Source organism: Bradyrhizobium sp. USDA 3240 (assembly GCF_054063295.1).
On record NZ_JBSSGD010000002.1, the window covers coordinates 4,392,090 to 4,415,755 of the forward strand.

Annotated in this window: 25 protein-coding genes and 1 pseudogene; 11 read left to right on the plus strand and 15 right to left on the minus strand. The window is 64.3% G+C overall.

The window, feature by feature from the left end:
* Nucleotides 1-59: 59 nt before the first annotated feature.
* On the minus strand, nt 60-557 hold the full coding sequence (locus ACVIGA_RS21425) for a hypothetical protein (protein ID WP_456667879.1): 498 nt from the start codon (nt 555-557) through the stop codon (nt 60-62).
* Between the two features lie 104 nt (nt 558-661).
* On the opposite strand from ACVIGA_RS21425, the gene ACVIGA_RS21430 reads away from it, so the two are divergent.
* Nucleotides 662-1,582, plus strand: a complete 921-nt coding sequence (locus ACVIGA_RS21430; RefSeq protein WP_456667880.1) for an IS1595 family transposase — start codon at nt 662-664, stop codon at nt 1,580-1,582.
* Between the two features lie 153 nt (nt 1,583-1,735).
* Here the strand turns inward: ACVIGA_RS21430 and ACVIGA_RS21435 are convergent, their stop codons facing one another.
* The gene (locus ACVIGA_RS21435) at nt 1,736-2,557 is read right to left on the minus strand and encodes a hypothetical protein (protein WP_456667881.1); all 822 of its coding nucleotides are present in this window, start codon (nt 2,555-2,557) and stop codon (nt 1,736-1,738) included.
* A gap of 89 nt (nt 2,558-2,646) precedes the next feature.
* Between ACVIGA_RS21435 and ACVIGA_RS21440 the strand changes: the two genes are divergently transcribed.
* The 3 genes from ACVIGA_RS21440 to ACVIGA_RS21450 all read left to right on the plus strand — a co-directional run bounded on the left by ACVIGA_RS21440 (nt 2,647) and on the right by ACVIGA_RS21450 (nt 7,236).
* Nucleotides 2,647-4,197, plus strand: a complete 1,551-nt coding sequence (locus tag ACVIGA_RS21440) for a YifB family Mg chelatase-like AAA ATPase (protein WP_456667882.1) — start codon at nt 2,647-2,649, stop codon at nt 4,195-4,197.
* Nucleotides 4,198-4,328: 131 nt separating this feature from the next.
* Nucleotides 4,329-4,847, plus strand: a complete 519-nt coding sequence (locus ACVIGA_RS21445) for a hypothetical protein (protein WP_456667883.1) — start codon at nt 4,329-4,331, stop codon at nt 4,845-4,847.
* Nucleotides 4,848-4,950: 103 nt separating this feature from the next.
* Nucleotides 4,951-7,236, plus strand: a complete 2,286-nt coding sequence (locus ACVIGA_RS21450) for a response regulator (RefSeq protein ID WP_456667884.1) — start codon at nt 4,951-4,953, stop codon at nt 7,234-7,236.
* 108 nt (nt 7,237-7,344) lie between these two features.
* Here ACVIGA_RS21450 and coaA read toward each other — a convergent pair whose 3' ends face one another.
* The 7 genes and pseudogenes from coaA to hisB form a co-directional block, all read right to left on the minus strand.
* Nucleotides 7,345-8,301, minus strand: a complete 957-nt coding sequence (coaA, locus tag ACVIGA_RS21455; RefSeq protein ID WP_456670854.1) for a type I pantothenate kinase — start codon at nt 8,299-8,301, stop codon at nt 7,345-7,347.
* Between the two features lie 35 nt (nt 8,302-8,336).
* Nucleotides 8,337-8,660 carry a phosphoribosyl-ATP diphosphatase gene (locus ACVIGA_RS21460; protein ID WP_092120999.1) on the minus strand — a complete coding sequence of 108 codons (324 nt, stop codon included), beginning with the start codon at nt 8,658-8,660 and terminating at the stop codon, nt 8,337-8,339.
* A 94-nt stretch (nt 8,661-8,754) separates the two neighbouring features.
* Nucleotides 8,755-9,531 carry an imidazole glycerol phosphate synthase subunit HisF gene (hisF, locus tag ACVIGA_RS21465; protein ID WP_223971329.1) on the minus strand — a complete coding sequence of 259 codons (777 nt, stop codon included), beginning with the start codon at nt 9,529-9,531 and terminating at the stop codon, nt 8,755-8,757.
* An 11-nt stretch (nt 9,532-9,542) separates the two neighbouring features.
* Nucleotides 9,543-10,276 (minus strand): annotated as a pseudogene (hisA, locus tag ACVIGA_RS21470) (1-(5-phosphoribosyl)-5-[(5-phosphoribosylamino)methylideneamino]imidazole-4-carboxamide isomerase).
* The gene (gene hisH / locus ACVIGA_RS21475) at nt 10,273-10,923 is read right to left on the minus strand and encodes an imidazole glycerol phosphate synthase subunit HisH (RefSeq protein ID WP_050425351.1); all 651 of its coding nucleotides are present in this window, start codon (nt 10,921-10,923) and stop codon (nt 10,273-10,275) included. Before hisH ends, hisA begins: the two are co-directional and overlap by 4 nt.
* On the minus strand, nt 10,920-11,450 hold the full coding sequence (locus tag ACVIGA_RS21480; protein WP_223971322.1) for a DUF2628 domain-containing protein: 531 nt from the start codon (nt 11,448-11,450) through the stop codon (nt 10,920-10,922). The genes hisH and ACVIGA_RS21480 overlap by 4 nt, the downstream gene beginning before the upstream one ends.
* An 86-nt stretch (nt 11,451-11,536) precedes the next feature.
* Complete coding sequence (gene hisB, locus ACVIGA_RS21485) at nt 11,537-12,130, minus strand: imidazoleglycerol-phosphate dehydratase HisB (protein ID WP_021078165.1); 594 nt, start codon at nt 12,128-12,130, stop codon at nt 11,537-11,539.
* A 182-nt stretch (nt 12,131-12,312) separates the two neighbouring features.
* On the opposite strand from hisB, the gene hslV reads away from it, so the two are divergent.
* The 5 genes from hslV to ACVIGA_RS21510 all read left to right on the plus strand — a co-directional run bounded on the left by hslV (nt 12,313) and on the right by ACVIGA_RS21510 (nt 16,601).
* Entirely contained in the window at nt 12,313-12,870 is a 558-nt protein-coding gene (gene hslV / locus ACVIGA_RS21490; protein WP_024583062.1) for an ATP-dependent protease subunit HslV, read from the plus strand.
* 2 nt (nt 12,871-12,872) lie between these two features.
* Complete coding sequence (locus ACVIGA_RS21495; RefSeq protein WP_456667885.1) at nt 12,873-13,358, plus strand: GNAT family N-acetyltransferase; 486 nt, start codon at nt 12,873-12,875, stop codon at nt 13,356-13,358.
* Nucleotides 13,355-13,951 (plus strand): DUF2585 domain-containing protein, encoded by a 597-nt coding sequence (locus ACVIGA_RS21500; protein WP_456667886.1) that lies wholly within the window; start codon nt 13,355-13,357, stop codon nt 13,949-13,951. Before ACVIGA_RS21495 ends, ACVIGA_RS21500 begins: the two co-directional genes overlap by 4 nt.
* Before the next feature lie 61 nt (nt 13,952-14,012).
* Nucleotides 14,013-15,317 carry an ATP-dependent protease ATPase subunit HslU gene (gene hslU, locus ACVIGA_RS21505; RefSeq protein ID WP_375777841.1) on the plus strand — a complete coding sequence of 435 codons (1,305 nt, stop codon included), beginning with the start codon at nt 14,013-14,015 and terminating at the stop codon, nt 15,315-15,317.
* Between the two features lie 159 nt (nt 15,318-15,476).
* The gene (locus ACVIGA_RS21510) at nt 15,477-16,601 is read left to right on the plus strand and encodes a hypothetical protein (protein ID WP_456667887.1); all 1,125 of its coding nucleotides are present in this window, start codon (nt 15,477-15,479) and stop codon (nt 16,599-16,601) included.
* 2 nt (nt 16,602-16,603) lie between these two features.
* Here ACVIGA_RS21510 and ACVIGA_RS21515 read toward each other — a convergent pair whose 3' ends face one another.
* From ACVIGA_RS21515 to ACVIGA_RS21525, 3 genes are read right to left on the minus strand one after another with little or no spacing between them, the layout of a single operon-like run.
* A complete protein-coding gene (locus ACVIGA_RS21515) occupies nt 16,604-17,197 on the minus strand; it encodes a Smr/MutS family protein (protein ID WP_456667888.1) in 594 nt (197 codons plus the stop codon).
* Complete coding sequence (gene mltA / locus ACVIGA_RS21520) at nt 17,194-18,780, minus strand: murein transglycosylase A (RefSeq protein WP_456670855.1); 1,587 nt, start codon at nt 18,778-18,780, stop codon at nt 17,194-17,196. The genes ACVIGA_RS21515 and mltA overlap by 4 nt, the downstream gene beginning before the upstream one ends.
* Entirely contained in the window at nt 18,764-19,468 is a 705-nt protein-coding gene (locus tag ACVIGA_RS21525) for a Tim44/TimA family putative adaptor protein (RefSeq protein WP_092121026.1), read from the minus strand. Before ACVIGA_RS21525 ends, mltA begins: the two co-directional genes overlap by 17 nt.
* 419 nt (nt 19,469-19,887) lie before the next feature.
* Here ACVIGA_RS21525 and secB point away from each other — a divergent pair, with 419 nt between their 5' ends.
* Complete coding sequence (gene secB / locus ACVIGA_RS21530; protein ID WP_223971308.1) at nt 19,888-20,376, plus strand: protein-export chaperone SecB; 489 nt, start codon at nt 19,888-19,890, stop codon at nt 20,374-20,376.
* 210 nt (nt 20,377-20,586) lie between these two features.
* Nucleotides 20,587-21,519, plus strand: coding sequence for an IS110 family RNA-guided transposase (locus ACVIGA_RS21535; protein WP_375777642.1), 933 nt, complete (start codon nt 20,587-20,589; stop codon nt 21,517-21,519).
* A 133-nt stretch (nt 21,520-21,652) separates the two neighbouring features.
* Here the strand turns inward: ACVIGA_RS21535 and dnaQ are convergent, their stop codons facing one another.
* Genes dnaQ through ACVIGA_RS21550 form a run of 3 tightly spaced genes read right to left on the minus strand, consistent with a single transcriptional unit; the run spans nt 21,653 to nt 23,662 of the window.
* Nucleotides 21,653-22,375 (minus strand): DNA polymerase III subunit epsilon, encoded by a 723-nt coding sequence (dnaQ, locus tag ACVIGA_RS21540; RefSeq protein WP_375777845.1) that lies wholly within the window; start codon nt 22,373-22,375, stop codon nt 21,653-21,655.
* A 31-nt stretch (nt 22,376-22,406) separates the two neighbouring features.
* Nucleotides 22,407-23,006 carry a dephospho-CoA kinase gene (gene coaE / locus ACVIGA_RS21545; RefSeq protein WP_456667889.1) on the minus strand — a complete coding sequence of 200 codons (600 nt, stop codon included), beginning with the start codon at nt 23,004-23,006 and terminating at the stop codon, nt 22,407-22,409.
* A gap of 47 nt (nt 23,007-23,053) precedes the next feature.
* Nucleotides 23,054-23,662, minus strand: coding sequence for a Maf family protein (locus tag ACVIGA_RS21550; RefSeq protein WP_456667890.1), 609 nt, complete (start codon nt 23,660-23,662; stop codon nt 23,054-23,056).
* Between the last annotated feature and the right edge of the window lie 4 nt (nt 23,663-23,666).

The following is a 23,666-nucleotide window of genomic DNA, read 5'->3' on the forward strand; positions in this document are numbered from 1 at the left end:
TCTCGGCGGCATGTTTACAGGGGCCTGAGAAAACCGAGTCGTGTTTCTTACACCACGTCCTATCTCTCTGCGGGGGCCTCTGGCCCCCGTAACTTTTTCTCGAACATTGGAAGCCGCTTCCTCTTCCACTTGTCCCCCTCCCGGATAATCCGCCCGGTCTTGCCGAAGCCGAAGATGGACGGGAGGATTTGCTTGTTCTGCACGCCGGGCCAGTATTTTGCCCTTATCTCGTCCATAAGTTCTCGGCTGGTTAACGATTCCTTACCGGCTTTTTCGGCGTCTTTTAGGATCGTCTCGACCATCTCGAATGTTGAAGGGGTTCCAGCGGGTCTTGGGGGCAACTTTGGCAGCGTGATCTTCACCACCACGGGGGATGGCGGCTTGTTGGGGGGCTTCGAAAGTACCAACTCCAGCACCCGCAATGCCACGTCGAACTCGTCGTTCTCCTTCTGGAGTCTGGCGATCTCGTCGAGGTTACGCTTCTTGCGCTCGCGGATGATGTCGGCTTCTGAACCCATAGAACCCATATAATCGATTCTAGCAGCGTAGACGGTCACGATTTGGTGATACGCGATTTGTTCTTGATTGTGGATTGACCCCATAATCAAAACTTGACGTACCCAGAAGCGCATGATACCCCTATTTTATAAGGGGTTTTGCCATGAAATCTGTTTTAGAAGCCAAGCACTTTCACAACGAAGAATCTGCTTATAAGTTTGTGGAAAGCCGGTTATGGCCGAATGGTCCTGTCTGCCCGCATTGCGGCGGCGTGGATCGCATCTCCAAAATGGGTGGCAAGAGCACCCGAATCGGCACCTACAAGTGCTACCAGTGCCGCAAGCCCTTCACCGTGAAGGTTGGCACCATCTTCGAGGCCAGCCACGTTCCCATGCGCCACTGGCTACAGGCTATCTTCCTAATGACCTCAAGCAAGAAGGGCATCAGCAGCAACCAGCTTCACCGCACCCTTGGCTGCACCCTCAAGACCGCGTGGTTCATCTCCCACCGCATCCGTGAGGCAATGCGCTCAGGCGGCTTGCTGCCTCCGATGGGCGGCAACGGAAAGACCGTTGAGATTGATGAAACCTATATCGGACGGCTTGAAGGGCAGTCAAAGAACCCCCGTGGTGGTGCCGCTCACAAGAATGTCGTGCTGACCTTGGTCGAGCGCGGCGGTTCTGCCCGTAGCTTCCATATCGACAGCACTTCCGTAGCGGACATCATTCCGATTGTTAGGTCGAATGTGCGCCGTGAGAGCATAGTCATGACCGACGAAGCTCCGGTCTATCGCCAGCTTGGCGGAGAATACTTTAGCCATGACACCGTGAACCACGGCGCGAAGGAGTATGTCCGCGATGACATCAGCACCAACACCGTTGAGGGCTTCTACTCAATCTTCAAGCGCGGCATGAAGGGCGTCTACCAGCATTGCAAGGAGAAGCATCTGCACCGATATTTGAGCGAGTTTGATTTCCGCTACAGCAACCGCATTGCGACCGGCTACGACGATCTGGCGCGGGCGGAAAAGGCGCTCAAGGGCGTGCGCGGAAAGCGTCTTACCTATCGAACGACTAATCAGTGAGACCGCACCATATGGCCCCAAAAGCAGGCGTGCCAAAAAAGGCAAAGCCTAAGCTGACTGACAAAGAGCAATCCGAGCGGTTCAAGCAAGCCGCTCGGGAGCTTGGCGTTGATGAAAGTGGAGGCAAATTCGAAGAGTCGTTTGAGCGAATTGTCAAGCCTGGGAAAGGCGCTCAGAAAGACGACGCATAAATGTACGCACCGCCCTTAAAACATCTTCAGCTTCATCCTGAGTGTAGTTGCGGACAATGTGCATAGTCGGATTACGCCAAGCTATTTTTATGGACGTAAGATTGCCCAGAACATCGCGGTAGAACGGCTCCATCTCAAGCCACTTTTTTGCTTTTGACTTATGTTTGGCCGTGATGTTCGCATCAATCTGCCTGATGTAAGATTCCCAGCTTGGGGCATAGGGAATTTTTAGTTCCTTCGCGAGAGCCTTTAAACCAACCTCCATGACACGCATCATGTGAAACACAGTCGCGGTTGGTCTGCCGAGGGATAAGCATTTTCCGCCCTCCTCAATGTCAAATGAGGAGGTTGGGAATCTCGCAGCTACGTCATCGCCGAACAGCAACCGGTTTTCGAAGAAGCTGCGCTTGTCTTCATCCATGCGAAAATACAGGCCGGTGCCCAATTCAGCAAAAATAGATTCCTTGAGGGCATAAAGGTTTGGGGCGAGGAAGTCGTAGCTCATTAAACACGGTTTTTGTTCAAACAGCATTTTGCGAGAGATTTCGGCGATGCCTAGCGAAACAGGCAAACCAGACTGTTCCAGAAGCCTAAAAATGGTCGAGAAACTATCTAGGTCGCCTTTTTGATCGACGATTTTACCTGTCAAGCTAGCGTGAGAACAACGGGCGTGCAGTTCTGCCAGCAATTGGGACATCAGGAAGAACTGACCACTAGCAATTTGGCGCATAATCTCCGGTCCATCATAGACATGGCCGGGCACGAATCCCCCGACGCTACTCACAGTAGCATCCACAGGATGGGTACGGGAAGTATAATATCCCCGCTGGGCAGTCCGCTCCGCTACCTTGGGTGGCGGAAGATAGGGGCAGCATGGTCCAGCGGGTTTCCACCGTCGCATTCGAGGGGATTGAGGCCCGTGCGGTCGACGTGCAGGTCCAGGTCGCGCCGGGACTGCCGGCGTTCGCGATCGTCGGCCTGCCCGACAAGGCGGTGTCGGAGGCGCGCGAGCGGGTGCGCTCGGCGCTGATCGCCTCCGGGCTGGCGCTTCCCGCCCGCCGCATCACCGTCAACCTCGCGCCAGCCGACCTGCCCAAGGAGGGCAGCCATTACGACCTGCCCATCGCGCTCGGCCTGATGGCGGCGATCGGGGCGATCCCGCCGGATGCGCTCAGCGGCTTCACCGTGCTCGGCGAGCTCGGACTCGACGGCTCGATTGCGCCGGTGGCGGGCGTGCTGCCGGCCGCGATCGGCGCCAATTCGCGCGACGAGGGACTGATCTGTCCTGCCGCCTGCGGCTCGGAAGCCGCATGGGCGAGCCCGGACATCCAGATCATCGCAGCTCATTCGCTGATCCAGATCGCCAATCACTTCAAGGGCACGCAGGTGCTGTCGCGGCCGCAGCCGAAGGTGCAAGACCAGAACGAGGCGCGCGAGGAAGCGCTGCTCGATCTGCGCGACATCAAGGGCCAGGAGAGCGCAAAACGCGCGCTCGAGATCGCCGCCGCCGGTGGACACCATTTGCTCATGATCGGCTCGCCCGGCGCCGGCAAATCGATGCTGGCGGCGCGGCTGCCTTCGATCCTGCCACCGCTGTCGCCGTCCGAATTGCTCGAAGTCTCGATGATCGCCTCCGTCGCCGGCGAGATCCGCGACGGCGCCTTGACCGCGCGGCGCCCGTTCCGCAGCCCGCACCATTCCGCCAGCATGGCCGCGCTGACCGGCGGCGGCATGCGCGCCAAGCCCGGCGAGATCTCGCTCGCGCATCAGGGCGTGCTGTTCCTCGACGAATTGCCGGAGTTCGATCCGCGGGTGCTGGATTCGCTGCGCCAGCCGCTGGAGAACGGCGAGGTTTCGGTGAGCCGGGCCAACCATCGCGTCACCTATCCGGCGCGCTTCATGCTGGTCGCGGCGATGAACCCGTGCCGCTGCGGCCACGCCTATGAGCCCGGTTATTCCTGCAAGCGCGGCCGACTCGACCGCTGCACCTCAGACTACCAGATGCGGATCTCCGGTCCGCTGATGGATCGCATCGATCTGCGGATCGAGGTCCCGGCCGTGACCGCAGCCGATCTGATCCTGCCGCCGCCGGCCGAGGGCTCGGCCGAGGTCGCCGCCCGCGTCGCGGCCGCGCGCGACATCCAGCTCGCACGCTACGCGGCGGCCGGCATGCCGCATGTCCGCACCAATGCGGAAGCGCCGAGCGCGCTGCTCGAGACCATCGCGCAGCCCGACGCGCATGGCCAGAAGCTACTCCGCGAGGCGGCCGAGAACATGCACCTCACCGCGCGCGGCTATCACCGCGTGCTGCGGGTGGCGCGCACGCTCGCCGATCTCGACGGCGCCGAGACCATCGGCCGGCTGCACCTCGCCGAAGCGCTGTCTTATCGTGCATTGGCCGACGATTTGCGCCGCGCGGCGTGACTCGAACCGCAGCACTGTCCCGATTCATGCCGGAATCATCCGCGTCAACGCGACGGTAACCACTCCCATTTACGCTGCGCAAACCATAAGCACCGCGATCCGCGGCAAGCTTGGGTCGAGCGAGTTGTGTCATGTTGCGTATGAAGGTTTTGGCCTCGGTGGTCCCCCTTGCCGTGGCCGCGGTATTCGCCCGCGCTGAAATCCTGCCGGGCCCCCGGCCCTGCATCGAGGTCGGCGGCGCCACGATGCAGATCGCATCGGTCCCTTGGCAGGCGCAGCTTCACGTCAGCTTCACCGACGACCCCGGCCTTGCCACCGTGCGGGTCCGGGTCGCCGACAGCGCCGAGGCCGCCGACTTCACCGTGATCGACGACATCGACGATGCCGAGGCCGGCGCCTGCGAAAGCAGTTCGGTGCCGCAGCTGATCGGGATTTCCAGCGCGCCGACCGCAACCGGCCCCATCATCTATCTTTCCCATGACGGCCCGTTCGATTACCGCGTCTACGTGCAGTCGAAGACATTCTCGGCGCGCGATGCCGCGGCCCTGATCGTCAGCGCCCGCGGCGGACACCGCCGCCTCGAAGCGGCATCGCTCGCGCCGCACGCGCGCTTCGTCGACCAGACAATGGCGGAGTTAACCCCGCGCTAACCCTGTTGCGAGGGGTGGCGCGAAACGGCCACCAACCTCAAGCACTTTTCAAGGTGGCCGACGCATCGTCATCGCCAGATCGGCACTCTCAGGACCACCATTGATGGGGCGTTTCTTCCGGATCAAGTTACGCCTTCGCCGCTTCTTGCGGCGCCATTCCTGGGTCGCGACGATCGTCCGTTCCTTCACGATCTTTTCCGTCGCATTCGGCGGCGCCTTCGGGTTCATTTCCGGCGCCCTCTCGAGCCACAGCGGCTACGATCCCAATATATTCGCGATCGGCGTCAGCTTCCTGTTCGCGCTCGCCTGTCTCTGGATCGTGACGCTCGGCATCCGGCTGCGGCTGATGCGCAGACGGCTGCGCACCATCGCCATGCACAATGAGGCGATGGCCGACCGAAACTGGGAACTGCAGGAGGCCGAACAGCGCGCCTCCACCCTGTTCGAGGCGCAGGACGATTTGATCGTGCTGCGCGACCTCGACGGCCTCATCACCTATGCCAACGACGCCTATTGCGCGCTGGCGCAGATCCCCCGCGGCGAATTGATCGGCAGCACCGCTACCCTCAAGGTGCTCGAGCAGGGCAACATTGCGCTCGAATCCAACGGGACGCGGGTCTACGACCAGAAGATCGAGGGACCGCTCGGGCCGCGCTGGATCGCCTGGCGCGAGGGCCTCGTGCGCAACGATGCCGGCGCGCCGGCCGAGATGCAGAGCGTCGGCCGCGACGTCACCGACCGCACCGAGAGCGAGCGCGCGCTGGCTGAGGCCCGCGATCAGGCCGATGCCGCCAACCGCGCCAAGTCGCGCTTCCTTGCGATGGCCAGTCACGAGATCCGCACCCCGCTGAACGGCATCATCGGCATGAGCGGACTGCTGATGGACACCCAGCTGACGCCGGAGCAGACCACCTACGTCAAGGCGGTCAAGACCTCCGGCGACGCGCTGCTCGCGCTGATCGAGGAGCTGCTCGACTATTCCAAGATCGAAGCCGGCAAGATCGATCTTGAACACCGCCCCTTTGCGCTGTCCGGCCTGATCGAGGAGATCACCGAATTGCTGGCGCCGCGCGCGGAGGCCAAGGGCATCGAGATCGCCGCCTATGTCGACGAGCGGTTGCCGATGCAGGTGACCGGCGACGCCGCGCGGCTGCGCCAGGTGCTGCTCAATCTCGCCGGCAACGCCATCAAGTTCACCGCGACCGGCGGCGTGGCGCTGATCGTCGAGCCCGGCATCTGGCCGAACGAGATCAGCTTCCTGGTTCGCGACACCGGCATCGGCATCGCACCGGAAGCGCAGCAGCGCATCTTCCGGGAGTTCGAGCAGGCCGACGACCGCATCGCGCGCAGCTATGGCGGCACCGGGCTCGGCCTCTCGATCAGCGACCGCATCGTCAAGCGCATGGGCGGCCGGATCTCGCTCGCAAGCACGCCGGGCGCGGGCTCGACCTTCGAGGTCTCGATCCCGCTCGTCGCCGCCGACAGCGGCGAGGCCAATGGCTTCACCGCGCCCGACCTCGCCGGCCAATCCATCATGCTGGTCGCGCCGCACAGCATCGAGGCCTCGCTGATCTCGCGGCGGCTGCAACGCTGGGGCGCGCAGACCTGCATCGTGTCGGATGCCGATGTCGCCGAGGCATTGCTGCCGGAGCGGAGCTGGCACACGGTCCTGATCGATCACATGCTCGGCCCGCCGGCGATCGAGACGTTCGCCAACGCTGCCCGCATCCACACAACCCATCGCATCGTGATGGTGACGCCGGCGACGCGGCAGGACCTTTCGGCCTCCGAGACAACCATGCTCACCGGCTATCTGGTCAAGCCGCTGCGGGCGTCGTCGCTCGCCGCACGCCTGACCGCGTCACCCGAAATCGTCGCACCAAGCCTTGTGACGCCAAGCCCTGTGACGCCAAGCCTTACGATCGAGACGGTCACGGAGTCCGCGCCGACTGCGCCGGCGGCCGCGCCACCAGGGCTCTCGATCTTGGTTGCGGAAGACAATGAGATCAACGCGCTTCTGATGCGCTCGCTGCTCGCCCGGCTCGGCCACACCGTGGTCATCACAACCAATGGCGAGCAGGCGATGGAATCGTGGCTCTCGGCGACGTCCGCCGGCACGCCCTATGATCTCGTGCTGATGGACATCCAGATGCCGCGCCTCAACGGCATCGAGACCACCAAGCAGATCCGCGCCCACGAGGCCGGCGGGCTGGCCGGCCAGTCCGGACGCCGGACGCCGATCCTGGCGCTGACCGCCAATACGCTGGTGGAAGATCGCTATGCCTGCTTCGAGGCCGGCATGGATGGTTTTCTGATCAAGCCGCTCGACCGCGAGAAGCTCGAAGAGGCGCTCGCGGGCCTCGCCGCTGCGCGGCATGTCGCGGCGTAAATCTACCCGTCATTGCGAGCGAAGCGAAGCAATCCACCGCGCCGCATAACGGAAACATGGATTGCTTCGTCGCTCCGCTCCTCGCAATGACAGCCAGAACAGCGGGTGTTACAGCCGGCGCAGCGCGACCGTCTGCACCACGTGGTCGGCGCCCTTCTTCAGGATCAGCGTCGCGCGCGGCCGGGTCGGCAGGATGTTGTCCTCGAGATTGGCGAGGTTGGTGCGCTCCCAGATCGCGATCGCGGTTGCGGTCGCTTCCTCGTCCGACAGCAGCGCATAGCGGTGGAAGTAGGACCTTGGATCGGTGAACGCGGTGTCGCGCAGCGCCAGGAAGCGCTTGATGTACCACTGCCGCAGCGCGGACTCGTCGGCATCGATATAGACCGAGAAATCGAAGAAGTCGGAGACGAACGGCACCGCCTTGCCGTCACGCGGCAGCCGCCCGGTCTGCAGCACGTTGACGCCCTCGACGACCAGGATGTCGGGCTGGTCGATCTCGACCCATTTGTTCGGCACGATGTCGTAGGTCAGATGCGAATAGACCGGCGCGCGCACGCGGCGCCGGCCCGCCTTGATGTCGCTGAGGAACGACAGCAGCGTCGGCAGATCGTAGCTCTCGGGAAAGCCCTTCTTCTGCATGATGCCCTGCCGCTCGAGCACCGCATTCGGAAACAGGAAACCGTCGGTCGTGATCAGGTCGACCTTCGGCCGCGGCGACCAGCGCGCCAACAGCGCCTGCAGCACGCGCGCGGTGGTCGACTTGCCGACCGCAACCGAGCCGGCGACGCCGACGATATAGGGCATCTTGCGGTCGCGGATGTTGAGGAACTGGCGCTGCGAATAATACAGCCGCTGGGTCGCATCGACATAGATCGACAGCAATCGCGACAATGGCAGATAGATGTCCTCGACCTCCTGCAAATCGAGGCGGTCGTGCATCGAACGCAGGCGGTCGAACTCGCCCGGCTCGAGCGTCATCGGCGTATCGTCGCGCAGATGCGACCATTGCTGGCGCGTGAAGGTGCGATAGGGGTTGTATTGCTGATCTGGTGACCGGATGTCCATAAGGCCGCCCCTCTCAATGCGCTCGATCATGTGCGCTAGTCGCGCTTGCGCGCCGCCTTCTCTTCCAGTCCCGACATCGAGGTGCGCTTCTCCAGCGCGGCCTCGACATCCTCCAGCTTCACGCCGCGTGATTTCAACAGAACCAGCAGGTGAAACACGAGATCGGCACTTTCAGCGATGAGATGATCGCGGTCATTCCCGACCGCGGCGATCACGGTCTCGACCGCCTCCTCGCCCAATTTCTTCGCGCAATGCTCCGCGCCCTTGTCGAGCAGCTTGCGGGTGTAGGACGCCTCGCCGCCCGTTGCAGCGCGGGCGTCGATGGTAGCGGCCAGATCGTGGACCGTGAAACGCGACATCAACTCAACTCAAGCATGCGCACCGGCACCACCAAGGCGCCATCCCTAGGTGGGGCTTAGCATTTTTGTGACAAGGAGTCACAGACCACGCACGCTAGGGATCGAGCCGCATCGGCAGGCCGGCGCGCACCATGTGATCCTTGGCCTGGCGGATGGTAAATTCCCCGAAGTGGAAGATCGACGCGGCCAGCACGCCGGTGGCATGACCCTCGCGGACGCCATCGACCAGGTGATCGAGATTGCCGACGCCGCCGGACGCGATGACCGGTACGGGGACACTGTCCGCGATCAGCCGGGTCAGCGGCAGGTCAAAGCCCTGCCTGGTGCCGTCCCGGTCCATCGAGGTCAGCAGGATTTCGCCGGCGCCGAGCGCGACGACCTCTTGGGCATATTCGATGGCATCGATCCCGGTGGCATTACGCCCACCATGGGTGAAGATCTCCCAGCGGTCCGAGCCGCCGGCGCGCTTGACCCGCTTGGCGTCGATCGCGACCACGATGCATTGCTCGCCGTACTTCTCGGCCGCTTCCTTGACGAACTCACGGCGGCTGACCGCCGCTGAATTGATCGAGACCTTGTCGGCGCCGGACCGCAGCAGGATCTTGATGTCGTCGACGGTGCGGACGCCGCCTCCCACGGTCAGCGGCATGAAGCAGGCTTCCGCCGTCCGCCGCACCACATCCAGCATGATGCCGCGGTTCTCATGGGTGGCGGTGATGTCGAGGAAGGTGAGCTCGTCGGCGCCGGCGGCGTCATAGGCGATCGCGGCCTCGACCGGGTCGCCGGCGTCGCGCAAATCGACGAAGTTGACGCCCTTGACCACGCGCCCGTCCTTGACGTCGAGGCAGGGGATCACGCGAACCTTGAACATGTCTGTGTCTCCTAGGCCGCGCTGCGGATCAGCTTGAGCGCGGCGGCGGGATCAAGCCGTCCGTCGTAGAGCGCGCGGCCGACGATGGCGCCGGCGAGCTTCTTCGCACGCGGCTCCAGCAGCGCCTTGACGTCATCGATCGAGGCAAAGCCGCCGGAGGCGATCACCGGAATCGAGATGCGGTCGGCGAGGGCGATCGTGGCATCGAGGTTGAGGCCCTTGAGCAGGCCGTCGCGGGCGATGTCGGTGAAGATGATCGCGGCAACGCCGGCGTCCTCGAAGCGCTGCGCGATCTCGAGCGCGGTCACATGCGAGGTCTCGGCCCAGCCCTCGACCGCAACCTTGCCGTCGCGCGCATCGAGCCCCACCGCGACGCGGCCGGGGAATTGCTTCGCCCCGCGCCCTTCACGAGCTCGGGATCGCGCACCGCCGCGGTACCGATGATGACGCGGGTGATGCCCTTGTCGAGCCAGGCTTCGATGGTCTCGAGGTCGCGGATGCCGCCGCCGAGTTGCACCGGCATGGTGACGGCCTTCAGCATCGCCTCCACCGCATGCGCATTCATCGGCTTGCCGGCGAAGGCGCCGTCGAGATCGACGACGTGGAGATATTCGAAGCCCTGCGCGGCGAAGCTTCGCGCCTGCGCCGCCGGATCGAGATTGAACACAGTGGCGCGCGCCATGTCGCCCTGCTCCAGGCGCACGCACTGGCCGTTCTTCAGATCAACCGCTGGAAAGAGAATCACGGCTTCCACTTCAAGAAATTGGAGATCAGAGCGAGGCCGAAGCGCTGGCTCTTCTCGGGGTGAAACTGGGTGCCGATCGCGGTGTCCTTGCCGACGATCGCGGTCACCGGCCCACCATAGTCGGCGCGCGCCAGCACGTCCGCCTCGTTGGCGGCGTTGAGGTGATAGGAGTGCACGAAATAGGCGTGGCGTCCCTTCGGCCCGAGCGGCAGCCGCTCCAGCACCGGGTGTTCGCGCACCATGTCGAGCGTATTCCAGCCCATGTGCGGGACCTTCAGGCTCTCGTCGCGCGGCTCGATCTTCACGACATCGCCGCCGATCCAGTTAAAGCCCTCGGTGATGACGTGCTCCTTGCCGCGCGTCGCCATCAGCTGCATGCCGACGCAGATGCCGAAGAACGGCCGCGCCTTGACCCGCACCGCCTCGGTGAGCGCTTCCAGCATGCCGTCGACCGCGTCGACGCCGCGGCGGCAATCGGCGAACGCGCCGACACCGGGCAGCACGATGCGATCGGCGCGATACACCGCATCGGGATCGCGCGTCACCTTGATGGCTTGCGGATCCTCCATGCTGCGCGCGGCGCGCTCGAACGCCTTCGCCGCCGAATGCAGATTGCCGGAGCCGTAATCGATGATTGCAACGGTCATCGCGATCCTCCTGGCTCTGGAAACAATCCGATGATGCCGCCTTGCGGCATCGGCGGGGGTTTTGAGAATGATTGGCCCGGAACGTCCCGGGTCGGCGGCGGCCCGCCGCGATCCACGGACCGCTGGTCGTTGACGGCGCCGCGATGCCGCGCGGTCCAGCGCTCGAAGAAGCGGCGCTCGGCGGCGTCCCTGTTGTGGGCCACGACGATGTCGAGCTGGCGCCATTTGCGCCGCGACAGCGTCCAGCGTTGCAAGGTCGCGGCCTCCAGCCCGATCAGCACCATCAATACCAGGTCGACGAGCAAGATCGCGCCGCGGCCGATCCCGAGCTTGGTCAGCGCAAAATCGATCGCGAAAGTCAGCACCAGCCAGCCGATCAGCGCCAGCCAGAGCCGATGCCAGACCAGCCAGATCACGCCCGCGACCGCGGCCCAGAAATGGAAGCCGTCGCGCACGAAAACGAACTTGTCGGCCGCCGCGAGATCGGCGCCGCTGGCCACGGGGGCATGCACTGTATAGACCGGCATCGAACGCTCCGCCGAGGATGGACTCTTACTTACCGCATGATCTCCCGGAAAACCGGTGCCACCGTGTCCGGATCACGCTCCCGGGGTCAGCCGCCGAGCTGACCCTTTGTCGAGGGCACTTCGCCCTGGGCACGCGGATCGATCGCAACCGCCGTCCGGAGTGCCCTCGCCAAACCCTTGAAACAGGATTCGGAGATATGATGGCTGTTCTCGCCATATAGGGTCTCGACGTGGAGAGTCACGCCGGCGTTCATCGCGAAGGCGTTGAACCATTCGCGCACCAGCTCGGTGTCGAACTCGCCGATCTTGTCGCGCGGGAACTCGACCTTGAAGACCAGCACCGGGCGGCCGGAAATGTCGATCACGACGCGCGACAGCGTCTCGTCCATCGGCATGTGGATCGAGGCGTAGCGGGTGATGCCGGCCATGTTGCCGAGCGCCTGCTTCACGGCCTGCCCGAGCGCGATTCCGACGTCTTCGGTGGTGTGGTGGTAATCGACATGGAGATCGCCATCCGCCTTCACCGTGATGTCGATGCGCGAATGCCGGGCCAGGAGATCGAGCATATGGTCGAAGAAGCCGATCCCGGTCGAAACCGTGGATACGCCTGCCCCGTCGAGGTTGACCGTCACCTCGATGTCGGTCTCCTTGGTCTTGCGCTTGATGGTTGCCGTGCGCATGAAGATTGAGCTTTCCCGTGCCGAAAACGCCGGTCTTTTAACAGGCTGATGTCACCTTCGCTACTGCGGGATGACCCCGAAACGCCCTAACTTCGGGCCATGGTGACCCAAATTCCTTGCTAAATCGCCCGATTGTAACCCCCTGCCCGACCGCCTAAATCTGCCCGGAAGAGAGGTAACCTATGCAAGCATCCCAAAATGAGCTGCCGGTCTGGCATGGCACCACGATCTGCACGGTCCGCAAGGGCGGCAAGGTGGTGATCGGCGGTGACGGGCAGGTCTCGATCGGCCAGACCGTGATCAAGGCCAATGCCAAGAAGGTCCGCCGGATCGGCAAGGGCGACGTGATCGGCGGCTTTGCCGGCGCCACCGCCGACGCCTTCACCCTGTTCGAGCGGCTGGAGAGCAAGCTGGAGCAATATCCGGGGCAATTGACCCGGGCGGCCGTCGAGCTCGCCAAGGACTGGCGGACCGACCGCTATCTGCGCCGGCTGGAAGCCATGATGATCGTGGCCGACAAGGACGTCTCCCTGGTGCTGACCGGCACCGGCGACGTGCTGGAGCCCGAATCCGGGGTCATGGCGATCGGCTCCGGCGGCAATTACGCCCTCGCCGCGGCCCGGGCGCTGGTCGATACCGACAAGGACGCCGAGACCATCGTGCGCCGCGCGCTGGATATCGCCGCCGATATCTGCGTCTACACCAACAGGAACGTGACGATCGAGACGATCGGCGGCTGAGCATGGCCGGCCCCTATCGTTTCCGCCCGATGACGACAGCCGACCTGCCGCAGATCAGGCAGTGGCTGGCGTTGCCGCATGTCCGCCAGTGGTGGGGCGATCCGGCCGAGCAATATGCGCTCGTCAGCGGCGACCTCGACGAGCCGGCGATGGACCAGTTCATCGTTGCCGCCGAGGGCAACGATTTCGGTTACATCCAGTGCTACGACCTGACGGCGTGGAATTCCGGCTTCGGCAAGCAACCGGAAGGCACCCGCGGCATCGATCTCTTCATCGGCGCGCCCGACATGATGGTGGGTGGCCACGGCTCGGCGCTGATCCGCGCCTTTGTCGACGACCGGCTGGCGCAAGGCGTGCCACGTATTGTCACCGATCCCGATCCGGCCAATGCGCGTGCCGTGCGCGCCTATGCGAAGGCGGGTTTTCGGGAGGCCGGAATGGTCGATACGCCTGACGGGCCTGCGCTGCTGATGGTCCGCGACGCATGACGCTCGCGCCAAAGCCCGACACCAATGTTCCGGCGTGGCAATGGTTTGCGATCGCCGCCGCGCTGCTCGTGCTGCAGGCCGCGCTGCTCTATGCGATGGGCCGTCTGCCGATCTGCGCCTGCGGCTATGTCAAGCTCTGGCATGGCACGGTGCAGAGCTCGGAGAATTCGCAGCACATCGCCGATTGGTACACGCTCTCGCACATACTGCATGGCCTGCTGTTCTATGGCCTGACCTTCCTGCTGCTGCCGCGGCTCGCCTGGCCCGGGCGGCTGATTGTCGCGATGCTGATCGAGGGCGGCTGGGAGCTCGTCGAGAACTCCAACTGGATCATCGAGCGCTACCGCGCCGGCACGATCTCGCTCGATTATTACGGCGACACCATCGTCAATTCGGTGTCGGACACGCTTGCGATGGTTTTGGGTTTTCTGCTGGCGCGCAAGCTGCCGGTCGCCGCAACCATCGCGCTCGGAGTTGTGTTCGAAACCGTGATGCTGCTGCACATTCGCGACAATCTGACACTGAACGTCATCATGCTGATCCACCCGTTCGAGGCGATCAGGCAGTGGCAGGCCGGGCCGCCGATCCTTTAGGGGATCATGCCCTGGAAGACTGCCGCTTGCCGAGACCACCTTTTCAACCTAGCTAGAGCCAATGACCGACTTCTCCCCCCGCGAAATCGTTTCTGAACTTGACCGTTTCATCGTCGGCCAGGCCGATGCCAAGCGCGCGGTGTCGATCGCGCTGCGCAACCGCTGGCGGCGGCTGCAGCTTGCCGGTTCCCTGCGCGAGGAGGTTCTGCCCAAGAACATCCTGATGATCGGGCCGACCGGCGTCGGCAAGACCGAGATCGCGCGGCGGCTGGCCAAGCTCGCGGGCGCGCCGTTCCTCAAGGTCGAAGCCACCAAGTTCACCGAGGTCGGCTATGTCGGCCGCGACGTCGAGCAGATCGTCCGCGACCTCGTCGAGGTGGCGATTTCGCAGACCCGCGAGCGCAAGCGCAAGGACGTCCAGGCCCGCGCCCAGCTCGCCGCCGAGGAGCGCGTGCTGGATGCGCTGGTCGGTCCCGCATCGAGCCCGGCGACGCGGGAGTCGTTCCGCAAGAAGCTGCGCGCCGGCGAGCTCAACGACAAGGAAATCGAGATCGAGACGCAGTCGTCCGGCAGCGGCATGCCGATGTTCGAAATCCCCGGCATGCCCGGCGCCCAGATGGGCGCGATCTCGCTCGGCGACATCTTCGGCAAGATGGGCGGACGCAGCAAGACCCGCCGCCTGACGGTGGAAGGTTCGCACGAAATCCTCGTCAACGAGGAATCCGACAAGCTGCTCGACACCGATCAGTTGGTGCAGGAGGCGATCAGCGCGGTCGAGAACAACGGCATCGTCTTCCTCGACGAGATCGACAAGATCTGCGTGCGCGAAAACCGCCAGGGCGGCGACGTCTCGCGCGAAGGCGTGCAGCGTGATCTGCTGCCGCTGATCGAGGGCACCACGGTCTCGACCAAGCACGGCGCGGTCAAGACCGACCACATCCTGTTCATCGCCTCGGGCGCCTTCCATATCGCCAAGCCGTCGGACCTGCTGCCGGAGTTGCAGGGCCGCCTGCCGATCCGCGTCGAGCTGCAGGCGCTGTCCCGCGACGACATGCGCCGGATCCTGACGGAGCCGGAGGCGTCGCTGATCAAGCAATATGTCGCGCTGCTGAAGACCGAGGGCGTCACGCTTGACATCACCGACAGCGCGATCGACGCGCTGGCCGATGTCGCGGTCGCGGTCAATTCCACGGTCGAGAATATCGGCGCGCGGCGGCTGCAGACCGTGATGGAGCGGGTGCTCGACGAGATCTCCTTCACCGCGCCCGATCGCCACGGCGAGACCATCCAGGTCGACGCCGATTACGTGACCAAGCATGTCGGCGACCTCGCCAAGAACGCCGATCTGAGCCGGTTTATTTTGTAGGCGTACAGTCATCGTCGCCCCGGCGAAGGCCGGGGCCCATAGCCCCTGCAGCCCGCAGTAACCAAGACTCGGGCCGACATTCCTTCTAAAAACTGCCTTCGGTGGTTATGGGTCCCGGGTCGCGCTTCGCTTGCCCGGGACGACGAGAGTGGGCGATCGATGAGTCTGCGAATCTGGGAGAGACCCTGGCGCTTGATGCTGGCCGTCAATGCGGCGGTGCTGGTCGGGGTGTTCCTGCACAAGATCGCACTGCCGCCCTTCGTTCCCTACATCCATCTCCTGGTCGACTATCACTACGGCTTCACCAAGCGCGCGCTGATCGGCGCGATCGTGTCGCTGTTCACCGACAAGGTGCCGATGTGGCTGGTGTTCGCGCTGGCCGGCGCGGTCTGGCTGGTGACGCTTGCCCTGTTCGTCAAACTCTTTCAGAAGACATTCGGCTTCGACAATGCGCATTGGCCGCTGTTCATTTTCATCGCGGGATCGCCGTTCTTCCTGAAGAATTTCATGCACACGCTCGGCCATTTCGACATCTATGGCTGTGCGCTGACGATCGTGCTGCTGCTGATCCCGGCGCGCTCGGTCGTCTATGTGCTGATCGCGGCGCTGTTCTCGATCCTGCTGATCCTGGTCCATCACATCTTCGTCCTGATGTATGTCCCGACTATCACCGCGATCGTGGTGCTGCGCTTCTATCTGATGCAACGCGTGACGCCGCGAAGCATCGCCGTCGGCCTTCTGGCGCTCGCCGCCGTCGGCATGCTGTTCCTGGTCGCGCAGTTCGCCGGCACGGTTGAGGTGCCCTATGACGAATTCATCCATCACCTGCAAAGCCGGATGGCCGATCCGTCGCGGACCGACCTGCTTCAGTTCGGCTACATCTGGTACCAGCCGCTGTCGAAGGAGTTCGCCGACACCTGGGCGCGGATGCCCTCGAACATCCTGGGCGTCCCGGTATTTGCGCTGCTGATCTGGCTGCATGTGCCGCTGTGGCGCTATTTCGCGCGGCTGATCGGCGCGCTCGCAAATGAGCTGCATCGGCGGATCGTGTTCGCCGCGCTCATCATGATCAGCGCCGGGTATTTGGTGATGTTCGTGACCGTGTTCGACTATTCGCGCTGGATCTCGAACTGGGCGGTCTGCATGTTCCTGATGCTGCATGCCGTGAAGTTGCTGCCGGCGTCGAAGGACGTGCCGCCGATCCCGTCAGACGATCGCAAGACGACGATCCTTGGCTGGATCGTGACGCTGATCCCGCGCGTCGGAATCGTCCGGCCGTTCTAGCGTTAGCCCCGCGCGCGCCGGACGCGCACATAGAGCGCGCCCTCGCCGCCATGCCCGATATGCGCTTCCTCGAAGCCGACGACCAGCGAGCGGAATTCCGGCAGACTGAGCCATTCAGGCACCTGGCGGCGCAGCACGCCGCGTTCGGACTCCAGCCCACCGACCTTGCCCTTGCCGGTGATGACGAGCACGAAGGTGAGGCCGTCGCTGTGCGCGCGCTGCAGGAAGGCGTACAGCCTGCGATGCGCGCGGATCTGCGTCATGCCGTGCAGATCGAGCCGCGCATCGATCTCCTGCCGGCCACGCGAAAGTTTTGCACGTTCGCGGCGGCCGATCGGCGCCAGCGGCGGCACCTGCGGGCGCGACGCCGGCGCAGCCTTGACCGACGTCACCGGCTTGACCGGGATGGGCTTGGCCGCGGCGTGATGCGTGGCGGGGTCAGTAGCTGCGGCGTGGGCTTTCGGTGCGGCCGGCTTCTTGCGCAGCGGCTTGACCTGCTTGGCCACGCTCTCCCAGAGCGCACGCTCCTCCTCGCTCAGCGCACGCTTGCGCCGCGACGGAGCGGACAGATCGGGGATCGGCACGGGTCGTTTCATTGATCGCGGTGATGGCGAGTGCGCCGGGTGCGCCGCTTCTCCGGTTGCGGAATGTCAGGCCGGGCGACCGGCAACGGCACCGGTTCTGCCACAGGTGCCGACTGCGCAACAGAGGTTGTTGCGGCCGGTGCTGCGGGCGCGGCATCCTTCGCGGCCGGGGTCTTGGCGGCGTCCTTGCTGCCAGCCTTGGCGACGGTCGCAGTCGGTACATCCGCCGGCTTGTCCTTCTGCGGATCGGTCTGCGGAAACAGCTTCGCGATCTTGGCCGACGGCCGTTCGTCAGGGATCGGCAGCTTATGGCCGCGCGCAACAGGATCGAGCCCCTTCGGCACCAGCATCACGAACTGCATGTTGTGCCGCAGCCGGCCCGAGACCTTGCCGGCATCAGCGCCGGCGCCGAAATAGAGATCGGCGCGCGCCGGGCCGACGATCGCCGATCCGGTATCCTGCGCGATCATCAGCCGATGGAACGGCGTCTTGGACTGCTCGGATTCGATCGGCAGCTCGCCGGCAATGAAGAACGGCGTGCCGTAGACATGCAGCGCCTTGTCGACCGCGATCGAGCGGCCGGGCGTCAGCGGCACGCCCTGCGCGCCGACCGCCTCGTCCTTGTCCGACAGCGGCACTTCGCGGAAGAACACGTAGGCGCGGTTCTGCCGCCGCAGCTCCTTGGCGCCGTCGGGGTTCTGCTCCATCCACTCCCTGATCTTCTGCATCGACATCTGCTCCCTTGGGATGATGCCGCGGTCGATCAGGACGCGCCCGACCGGCGTATAGGGATAGCCATTATGCGCGTCGTAGTTGATGCGCAGCGTGGCGCCGTCCTCGAACTTGATCCGCGCCGAGCCCTGGATCTGCGCGAACAACAGATCGGTCTGGCTCTTCAGCCAGGCGATCTCCAGCCCGCGGCCGGCGATCGCGCCGTCCTCGATCTGGCCACGGTCGTAATAGGGCACGAGCTTGCGCCGGCCGATCTTGCGATACACCGGACCACTATTGGGCAGGCCGACGGAAGCTTGCGTCTTGCCGCGCACGAACAGGTTGGACGGGCGGCGATAGACCGGAACATTGTAGACGTCGGTCTGGGTCCGCGAGCCATCCAGCACCGGCTCGTAGTAGCCGGTGACGAAGCCGGCATCCTCGCCGAGCCGCGAGATCCGCAGCGGCACGAAATTCTGCTCGAAGAATTCCTTCGCCTTCGCCCCACTGCTGAGGTCGAGTCCCTTGGCGATCCGGCAGGGATCGCGCAGCGAGCTGCCGAGCGCCTTCGAATCCGCGGGCGCGCCCTGCTGGGCCGCGATCGGCTTGCAGCTGGTGCGAAACGCGTTGTAGGCCGCGAGATGATCGTCGTCGCTCCAGCCGGAGACATTGGCCCAGGCGAGCGGCTCATACTGGCTGCCGCTGACCTGCAGCGGCAGTTCCAGATTGGGATAGGGGATCGGGTGGGACTGCTCGTGTCGCGGCGGGGCGTGCCGGCTCGACCTGTAGCGCGCGCCGATCGCCGCCGTGGAGCACACAACCGCCAGCGCACAGCACGCGATCGCGAGGCGCCCGTAGCTGAGATGTTTAGTGAGCGCTTCCAGTTCCAACCAGCTTCCAATTCGGATCGCGGGAAGTCGAGTCGCGGGCGAATGTCCAGATGTCGGTGATGTCGGCGACCTTGTCCGGGCTGCCGTCGACGATGGTTCCCGCCTTGTCGCGCGTGACCGAGATCATCTGCGACACGAAGCGGACGGTGAGCTGGGTCGAGCGATCGCGCGTCTCCGCGCTGACGATCTCGGCCTTGTCGATCGAGACGAACCGGGTCTCGGTCTTCTGCTCATGCTTCTCGCGATCCTTGATCGCGGCCTCGAAGCTTTCATAGACCTCGGCCGACAGCAGGTCGCGCAGCGCGCGGCGATCGCCGTTGGCGAAGGCTAGCACGATCATTTCATAGGCCGAGCGGGCGCCTGAGAGGAAATGCCGCGGGTCGAACGAGGAATCCTGGGCGACAACCGCGTCGAGACCCTGCGCCAGCGGCGTGCCGGGCTCTGCGATGCCCTTCCAGCGTTCCGTGGGTTCGACCGGTTCGGCGGGCGCGGCCGGGGCCGGCTGATCGATCACCGATCCCGGGATCGGCACGACGTTGTTATCCTGGCCGCGCTGCAGGACGTTGGGTGCTGCACGATCATACGGCGGCCGCTCGCTTCCCGTGCGCTGTCCGAGAACGCTGCGCAGACGCAGGAAGATAAATACGGCCAGCGCCAGGAAGATGATGGTGTAGATATCCACGTCGAATTCGCTTTCTGGTCTCTGCCGGCAACGGGCCGGGCATCAAAGCGTTCCCGGTCGGGAACGGCAGAGATTACATCACCGATTGAGTCCGCAGCATGTAGGCACGAAACTATGCCCGGCCAATGGCGCTTTTTGGCACGGGTAAGTGTAGCGCGTTTTGACCCCGGGGGGAAACCCGTTCCTTCCCGGAAATCGCGTATCTTCAATAATTTAGGAAGCCGTTAAGGGATTGGGCGGAGTTGCGCTCGCTGCCCCGATGCCGGCGATTTGGCCGCAGGGCCGCCGGCCCGCACGCGCTCGTCGTCCTTGTGGACCGAGCCGGGGCTATGATAGCCACTCGCCGGCATCGGCATTCCCAAACCTTAACGCGTGCCGTCGGACATCCAGTCCCGAGCGCCGCTCCAGGAGACATTTCCATGACCAATGGCAACGGCGCCCCCGTCGAACAGCCCGCTCCCCAGCTCAACGTACTGGCGCAGTACACCAAGGACCTGTCGTTCGAGAACCCGAATGCGCCGACCTCGCTCGGCCAGCAGCAACAGCAGCCCGCGATCAACATCCAGATCAACGTTGGCGCCAACAACCTGTCGGAAAACGAGTACGAGGTGGTCCTCTCGATCGAGGGCAAGGCCGAGACGGCGGGCAAGGTGATGTTCAGCTTCGATCTCGCCTATGCCGGCGTCTTCCGGATCGTGAACGTGCCGAAGGAGAATCTGCATCCGCTGGTCATGATCGAGTGCCCGCGGCTGCTGTTCCCGTTCGCGCGCGAGATCGTCGCGACCTCGGTCCGCGACGGCGGCTTCCCGCCCCTGCTGCTCGACCCCGTCGATTTCGTCGGCCTCTACCGCCAGAACATGGAGCGGCAGGCAGCCGCCCAGGCCGCCTCCGGCGTCAAGCCGAGCTGATACACAGTTTGAGGCAGTCTAACCCGTCATCCTTGTAAGTCTCGAATCGCCGGATCGGATAGAGTGTCCGGTGCGGTAGCGGACGGGAGACCGCTTCATCCCAGGGCTTTGAAGCCCGATCCTCAGCGCGGCGCCCCGTCCGTTGTTCCATTGAACCCGAACAGTCGCGAGGGCCGCCTGGCGAGCCCGGTTGCGCAAGGAGGGGTGCAGATGGACGCGATCTACGTTGGCATTGATGTGTCGAAGGACCGGCTGGACGTGCATGTGCGTCCGAGCGGGGAAGCCTTTGCCGTGGCGCGTGACGGCAAAGGCTTGGAAGAGCTCGTTGCGCGCTTGCAGGTGATCTCGCCAGCGCTGATTGCGGTGGAGGCAACCGGCGGCTTCGAGACCATCGTCGCTGCTGCGCTGGCGGGCGCTCAGCTGCCGCTGGTGGTGGTCAATCCGGCCCAGATCCGGCACTTCGCGCAGGCGGTTGGTCAGCGTGCCAAGACGGACCCGATCGATGCGGCAGTGATCGCGCGGTTTGTCGAGGCCGTAAAGCCGGAGCCACGTGCCATGCCGGATCAGGAAGCCCGGCTGCTGGCTGAACTGGTCAGTCGCCGACGGCAGATCATCGAGATGATCGTTGCCGAGCGTCAGCGCGAGAAGCGGGCCGAGAATGTCCGCGTCCGCAAGAGCCTTGCCCGCCATATCAAGGTCCTCGAGAAGGAGCTGCCGGAGATCGACAACGACATCGACACGCTGGTGCGCGGCTCGCCAGTCTGGCGCGCCAAGGAGGAACTGCTGGTCAGCTTTCCTGGCGTGAGCAACACCCTCGCGCGGACCTTCCTTGCCGAGGTGCCGGAGCTCGGCGCACTCAATCGGCGCCAGATCGCGAGCCTCGCCGGTCTTGCCCCGTTCACCCGCCAGTCGGGCCGCTGGAAGGGCAAGAGCATGATCGGCGGCGGAAGAGCCAAGCTGCGCGCCGGGCTCTACATGGCCGCTCTGTCGGCCAGCCGATACCATCCGCAGCTCAAGGTCTTCTATCGGCGCCTGGTGACCGCTGGAAAGCCCAAGATGGTCGCCCTCATCGCCGTCGCGCGCAAAGTTCTCACCACCCTCAACGCCATGCTCAGGGACCAAAAACCATGGCAACCCGCTTGACGAAGAACACAGTCGCTGAGGAGCCGCGCAGCGGCGTCTCGAAGGATCGACGGGCCCCGGTCATGGCCGTGCATCCTTCGAGGCGCGCCAGAGCGCGCACCTCAGGATGACGGAACTATCAGAGAAGCGTTGATCAAGCCGCCGGTGCTGCAGCGGGCGCTGGCGGCGGCAAATAATCGTTCCAGATCGGCTTGTCGCCGAGCGTCGCGACGAAGGCCCGGTGGGCTTCGCGATCCGCCTCGCTGACCCGTGCAACCAGCGCCGTCTCGCGCTGCCGCCGCGGCGTATCGCCATGGCTTCCGCTGCGCGCATCCGAATTTTCCGACGCCAGGATGAGCTGCGACTGCCGCGCCCCGATCAGGTCGATATAGACCTCGGCCAGCAGCTCGGCATCGAGCAAGGCGCCGTGCTTGGTGCGGCGGGAATTGTCGATCTGGTAGCGCGAGCAGAGATCGTCGAGCCGGTTCGACACGCCGGGATGCTTGCGTCGCGCCAGCAGCAGCGTATCGACCAGCCGGTCCTTCGGAATGGCCTTCCGCTTGATGCGGTCGAGCTCGGCGTTGATGAAGCTGATGTCGAACGAGGCGTTGTGGATCACCAGCGGCGTATCGCCGATGAAGGCCAGGAACTCGTCGACCACCTCATTGAACAGCGGCTTGGAGGCCAGGAATTCGGTCGACAGCCCATGCACGTTGAACGCTTCGACCGGCATGTCGCGCTCGGGATTGATGTAGACGTGGTAGGTCTGTCCCGTCGGCATGCGGTTGAAGATCTCGACACAGCCGATCTCGACCAGCCGGTCACCGCGCAGCGGATCGAGGCCAGTGGTTTCGGTATCGAGAACGATTTCGCGCATGACGTGAGGGAATCCGGAAAAGCGGCGCGAATCAGTTTCGCCGCTCCGGCATCTTAGCAACCTCGGCCAGAATGTCGCGGATCCGCGCCCGCACCGGATCAAGTCCGTGCGAGGTATCCACGATGAAATCCGCGCGCTTGCGCTTCTCGGCGTCCGGCATCTGCTTGGCGATGATGGCGTCGAGCTTGGCCGCATCCATGGTGCCCCGCGCCAGCACGCGCTCGCGCTGCAGTTCCGGCGTGGTTGTGACCACGACGACGGCATCGACGCGCTTCTCACCGCCGGTCTCATACAGCAGCGGCACGTCGACGACGACGATCGGCGCGCGGGCGGCTTCCGCATCGGCAAAGAATTTCTGCCGCGACGCGCCCAGCATCGGATGCACGATCTGCTCGAGCTGCCGCATCGCCGCAGGGTCGTGCACCACGCGTGCCGAGAGTTTTGCGCGGTCGACCTTGCCGTCCGCAGTGGTGCCGGGAAAGGCGGCCTCGATCGCAGGGACCGCTTCGCCTTCGTAGAGCTGATGCACGGCCGCATCGGCGTCGTACACCGGCACGCCGGCCTCCATGAAGAGTTTGGCCGTGGTGGATTTTCCCATCCCGATCGAGCCGGTCAGTCCAAGAATCAGCATCGCATCAACATCGGTTCAGCATCTCTCCGTCGCCATTCCTCGGCATCTCACACCGCGAGCAGCTTTTCGCGGCGCAGGAATGCGAGCAGCGACAATAGCGGCAGGCCGAGGATGGTGAAATGGTCGCCTTCGATCCGCTCGAACAGATGCACGCCGAGACCCTCGAGCTGGTAGGCGCCGACGCTGGTCGTCACCGCCTCCCCGGCCTGGTCGAGATAGGCTTCGATCTCATCGGCAGCAAGCCGCCGCATTGTCATCCGGGCGACACTCACATCGTCGAACAGGACTGTCCCGTCGCGCGCGACCGAGACGGCCGAGTGCAGCGCGTGCGTCTGTCCGGCGAGCAGGCCGAGCTGCTCGGCAGCCTGTGCACGGCCCGCAGGCTTGCTGAACATCCGCGGCCCCAGCGCCAGCGTCTGATCGGCACCGACGACATATTGACCCGGCTCCTGCCGCGATATGAACAGCGCCTTCTCGCGCGCCAGGAGCGAGGCGATCTCGCCCGGTGCCGAAAGGCCGGAGTTCTTCTGCACCGCGCGCTCATCGATATCGGCCGGCAGCGCCTCGAATTCGAGCCCGGCGTTTTCAAGCAGCATCCTTCGCGCACGGCTTTGTGACGCAAGGATCAGCTTCTGCGGGCCACGCCAGATGCTCATGATT

Bases quoted from the DNA above. Each gene is read 5' to 3' on its own strand.
- ACVIGA_RS21430 (WP_456667880.1), top strand. From the start codon at position 662: ATGAAATCTGTTTTAGAAGCCAAGCACTTTCACAACGAAGAATCTGCT.
- ACVIGA_RS21440 (WP_456667882.1), top strand. From the start codon at position 2,647: ATGGTCCAGCGGGTTTCCACCGTCGCATTCGAGGGGATTGAGGCCCGT.
- ACVIGA_RS21445 (WP_456667883.1), top strand. From the start codon at position 4,329: ATGTTGCGTATGAAGGTTTTGGCCTCGGTGGTCCCCCTTGCCGTGGCC.
- ACVIGA_RS21450 (WP_456667884.1), top strand. From the start codon at position 4,951: ATGGGGCGTTTCTTCCGGATCAAGTTACGCCTTCGCCGCTTCTTGCGG.
- coaA (WP_456670854.1), bottom strand. From the start codon at position 8,301: ATGGACATCCGGTCACCAGATCAGCAATACAACCCCTATCGCACCTTC.
- ACVIGA_RS21460 (WP_092120999.1), bottom strand. From the start codon at position 8,660: ATGTCGCGTTTCACGGTCCACGATCTGGCCGCTACCATCGACGCCCGC.
- hisF (WP_223971329.1), bottom strand. From the start codon at position 9,531: ATGTTCAAGGTTCGCGTGATCCCCTGCCTCGACGTCAAGGACGGGCGC.
- hisH (WP_050425351.1), bottom strand. From the start codon at position 10,923: ATGACCGTTGCAATCATCGATTACGGCTCCGGCAATCTGCATTCGGCG.
- ACVIGA_RS21480 (WP_223971322.1), bottom strand. From the start codon at position 11,450: ATGCCGGTCTATACAGTGCATGCCCCCGTGGCCAGCGGCGCCGATCTC.
- hisB (WP_021078165.1), bottom strand. From the start codon at position 12,130: ATGCGCACGGCAACCATCAAGCGCAAGACCAAGGAGACCGACATCGAG.
- hslV (WP_024583062.1), top strand. From the start codon at position 12,313: ATGCAAGCATCCCAAAATGAGCTGCCGGTCTGGCATGGCACCACGATC.
- ACVIGA_RS21495 (WP_456667885.1), top strand. From the start codon at position 12,873: ATGGCCGGCCCCTATCGTTTCCGCCCGATGACGACAGCCGACCTGCCG.
- ACVIGA_RS21500 (WP_456667886.1), top strand. From the start codon at position 13,355: ATGACGCTCGCGCCAAAGCCCGACACCAATGTTCCGGCGTGGCAATGG.
- hslU (WP_375777841.1), top strand. From the start codon at position 14,013: ATGACCGACTTCTCCCCCCGCGAAATCGTTTCTGAACTTGACCGTTTC.
- ACVIGA_RS21510 (WP_456667887.1), top strand. From the start codon at position 15,477: ATGAGTCTGCGAATCTGGGAGAGACCCTGGCGCTTGATGCTGGCCGTC.
- ACVIGA_RS21515 (WP_456667888.1), bottom strand. From the start codon at position 17,197: ATGAAACGACCCGTGCCGATCCCCGATCTGTCCGCTCCGTCGCGGCGC.
- secB (WP_223971308.1), top strand. From the start codon at position 19,888: ATGACCAATGGCAACGGCGCCCCCGTCGAACAGCCCGCTCCCCAGCTC.
- ACVIGA_RS21535 (WP_375777642.1), top strand. From the start codon at position 20,587: ATGGACGCGATCTACGTTGGCATTGATGTGTCGAAGGACCGGCTGGAC.
- dnaQ (WP_375777845.1), bottom strand. From the start codon at position 22,375: ATGCGCGAAATCGTTCTCGATACCGAAACCACTGGCCTCGATCCGCTG.
- coaE (WP_456667889.1), bottom strand. From the start codon at position 23,006: ATGCTGATTCTTGGACTGACCGGCTCGATCGGGATGGGAAAATCCACC.
- ACVIGA_RS21550 (WP_456667890.1), bottom strand. From the start codon at position 23,662: ATGAGCATCTGGCGTGGCCCGCAGAAGCTGATCCTTGCGTCACAAAGC.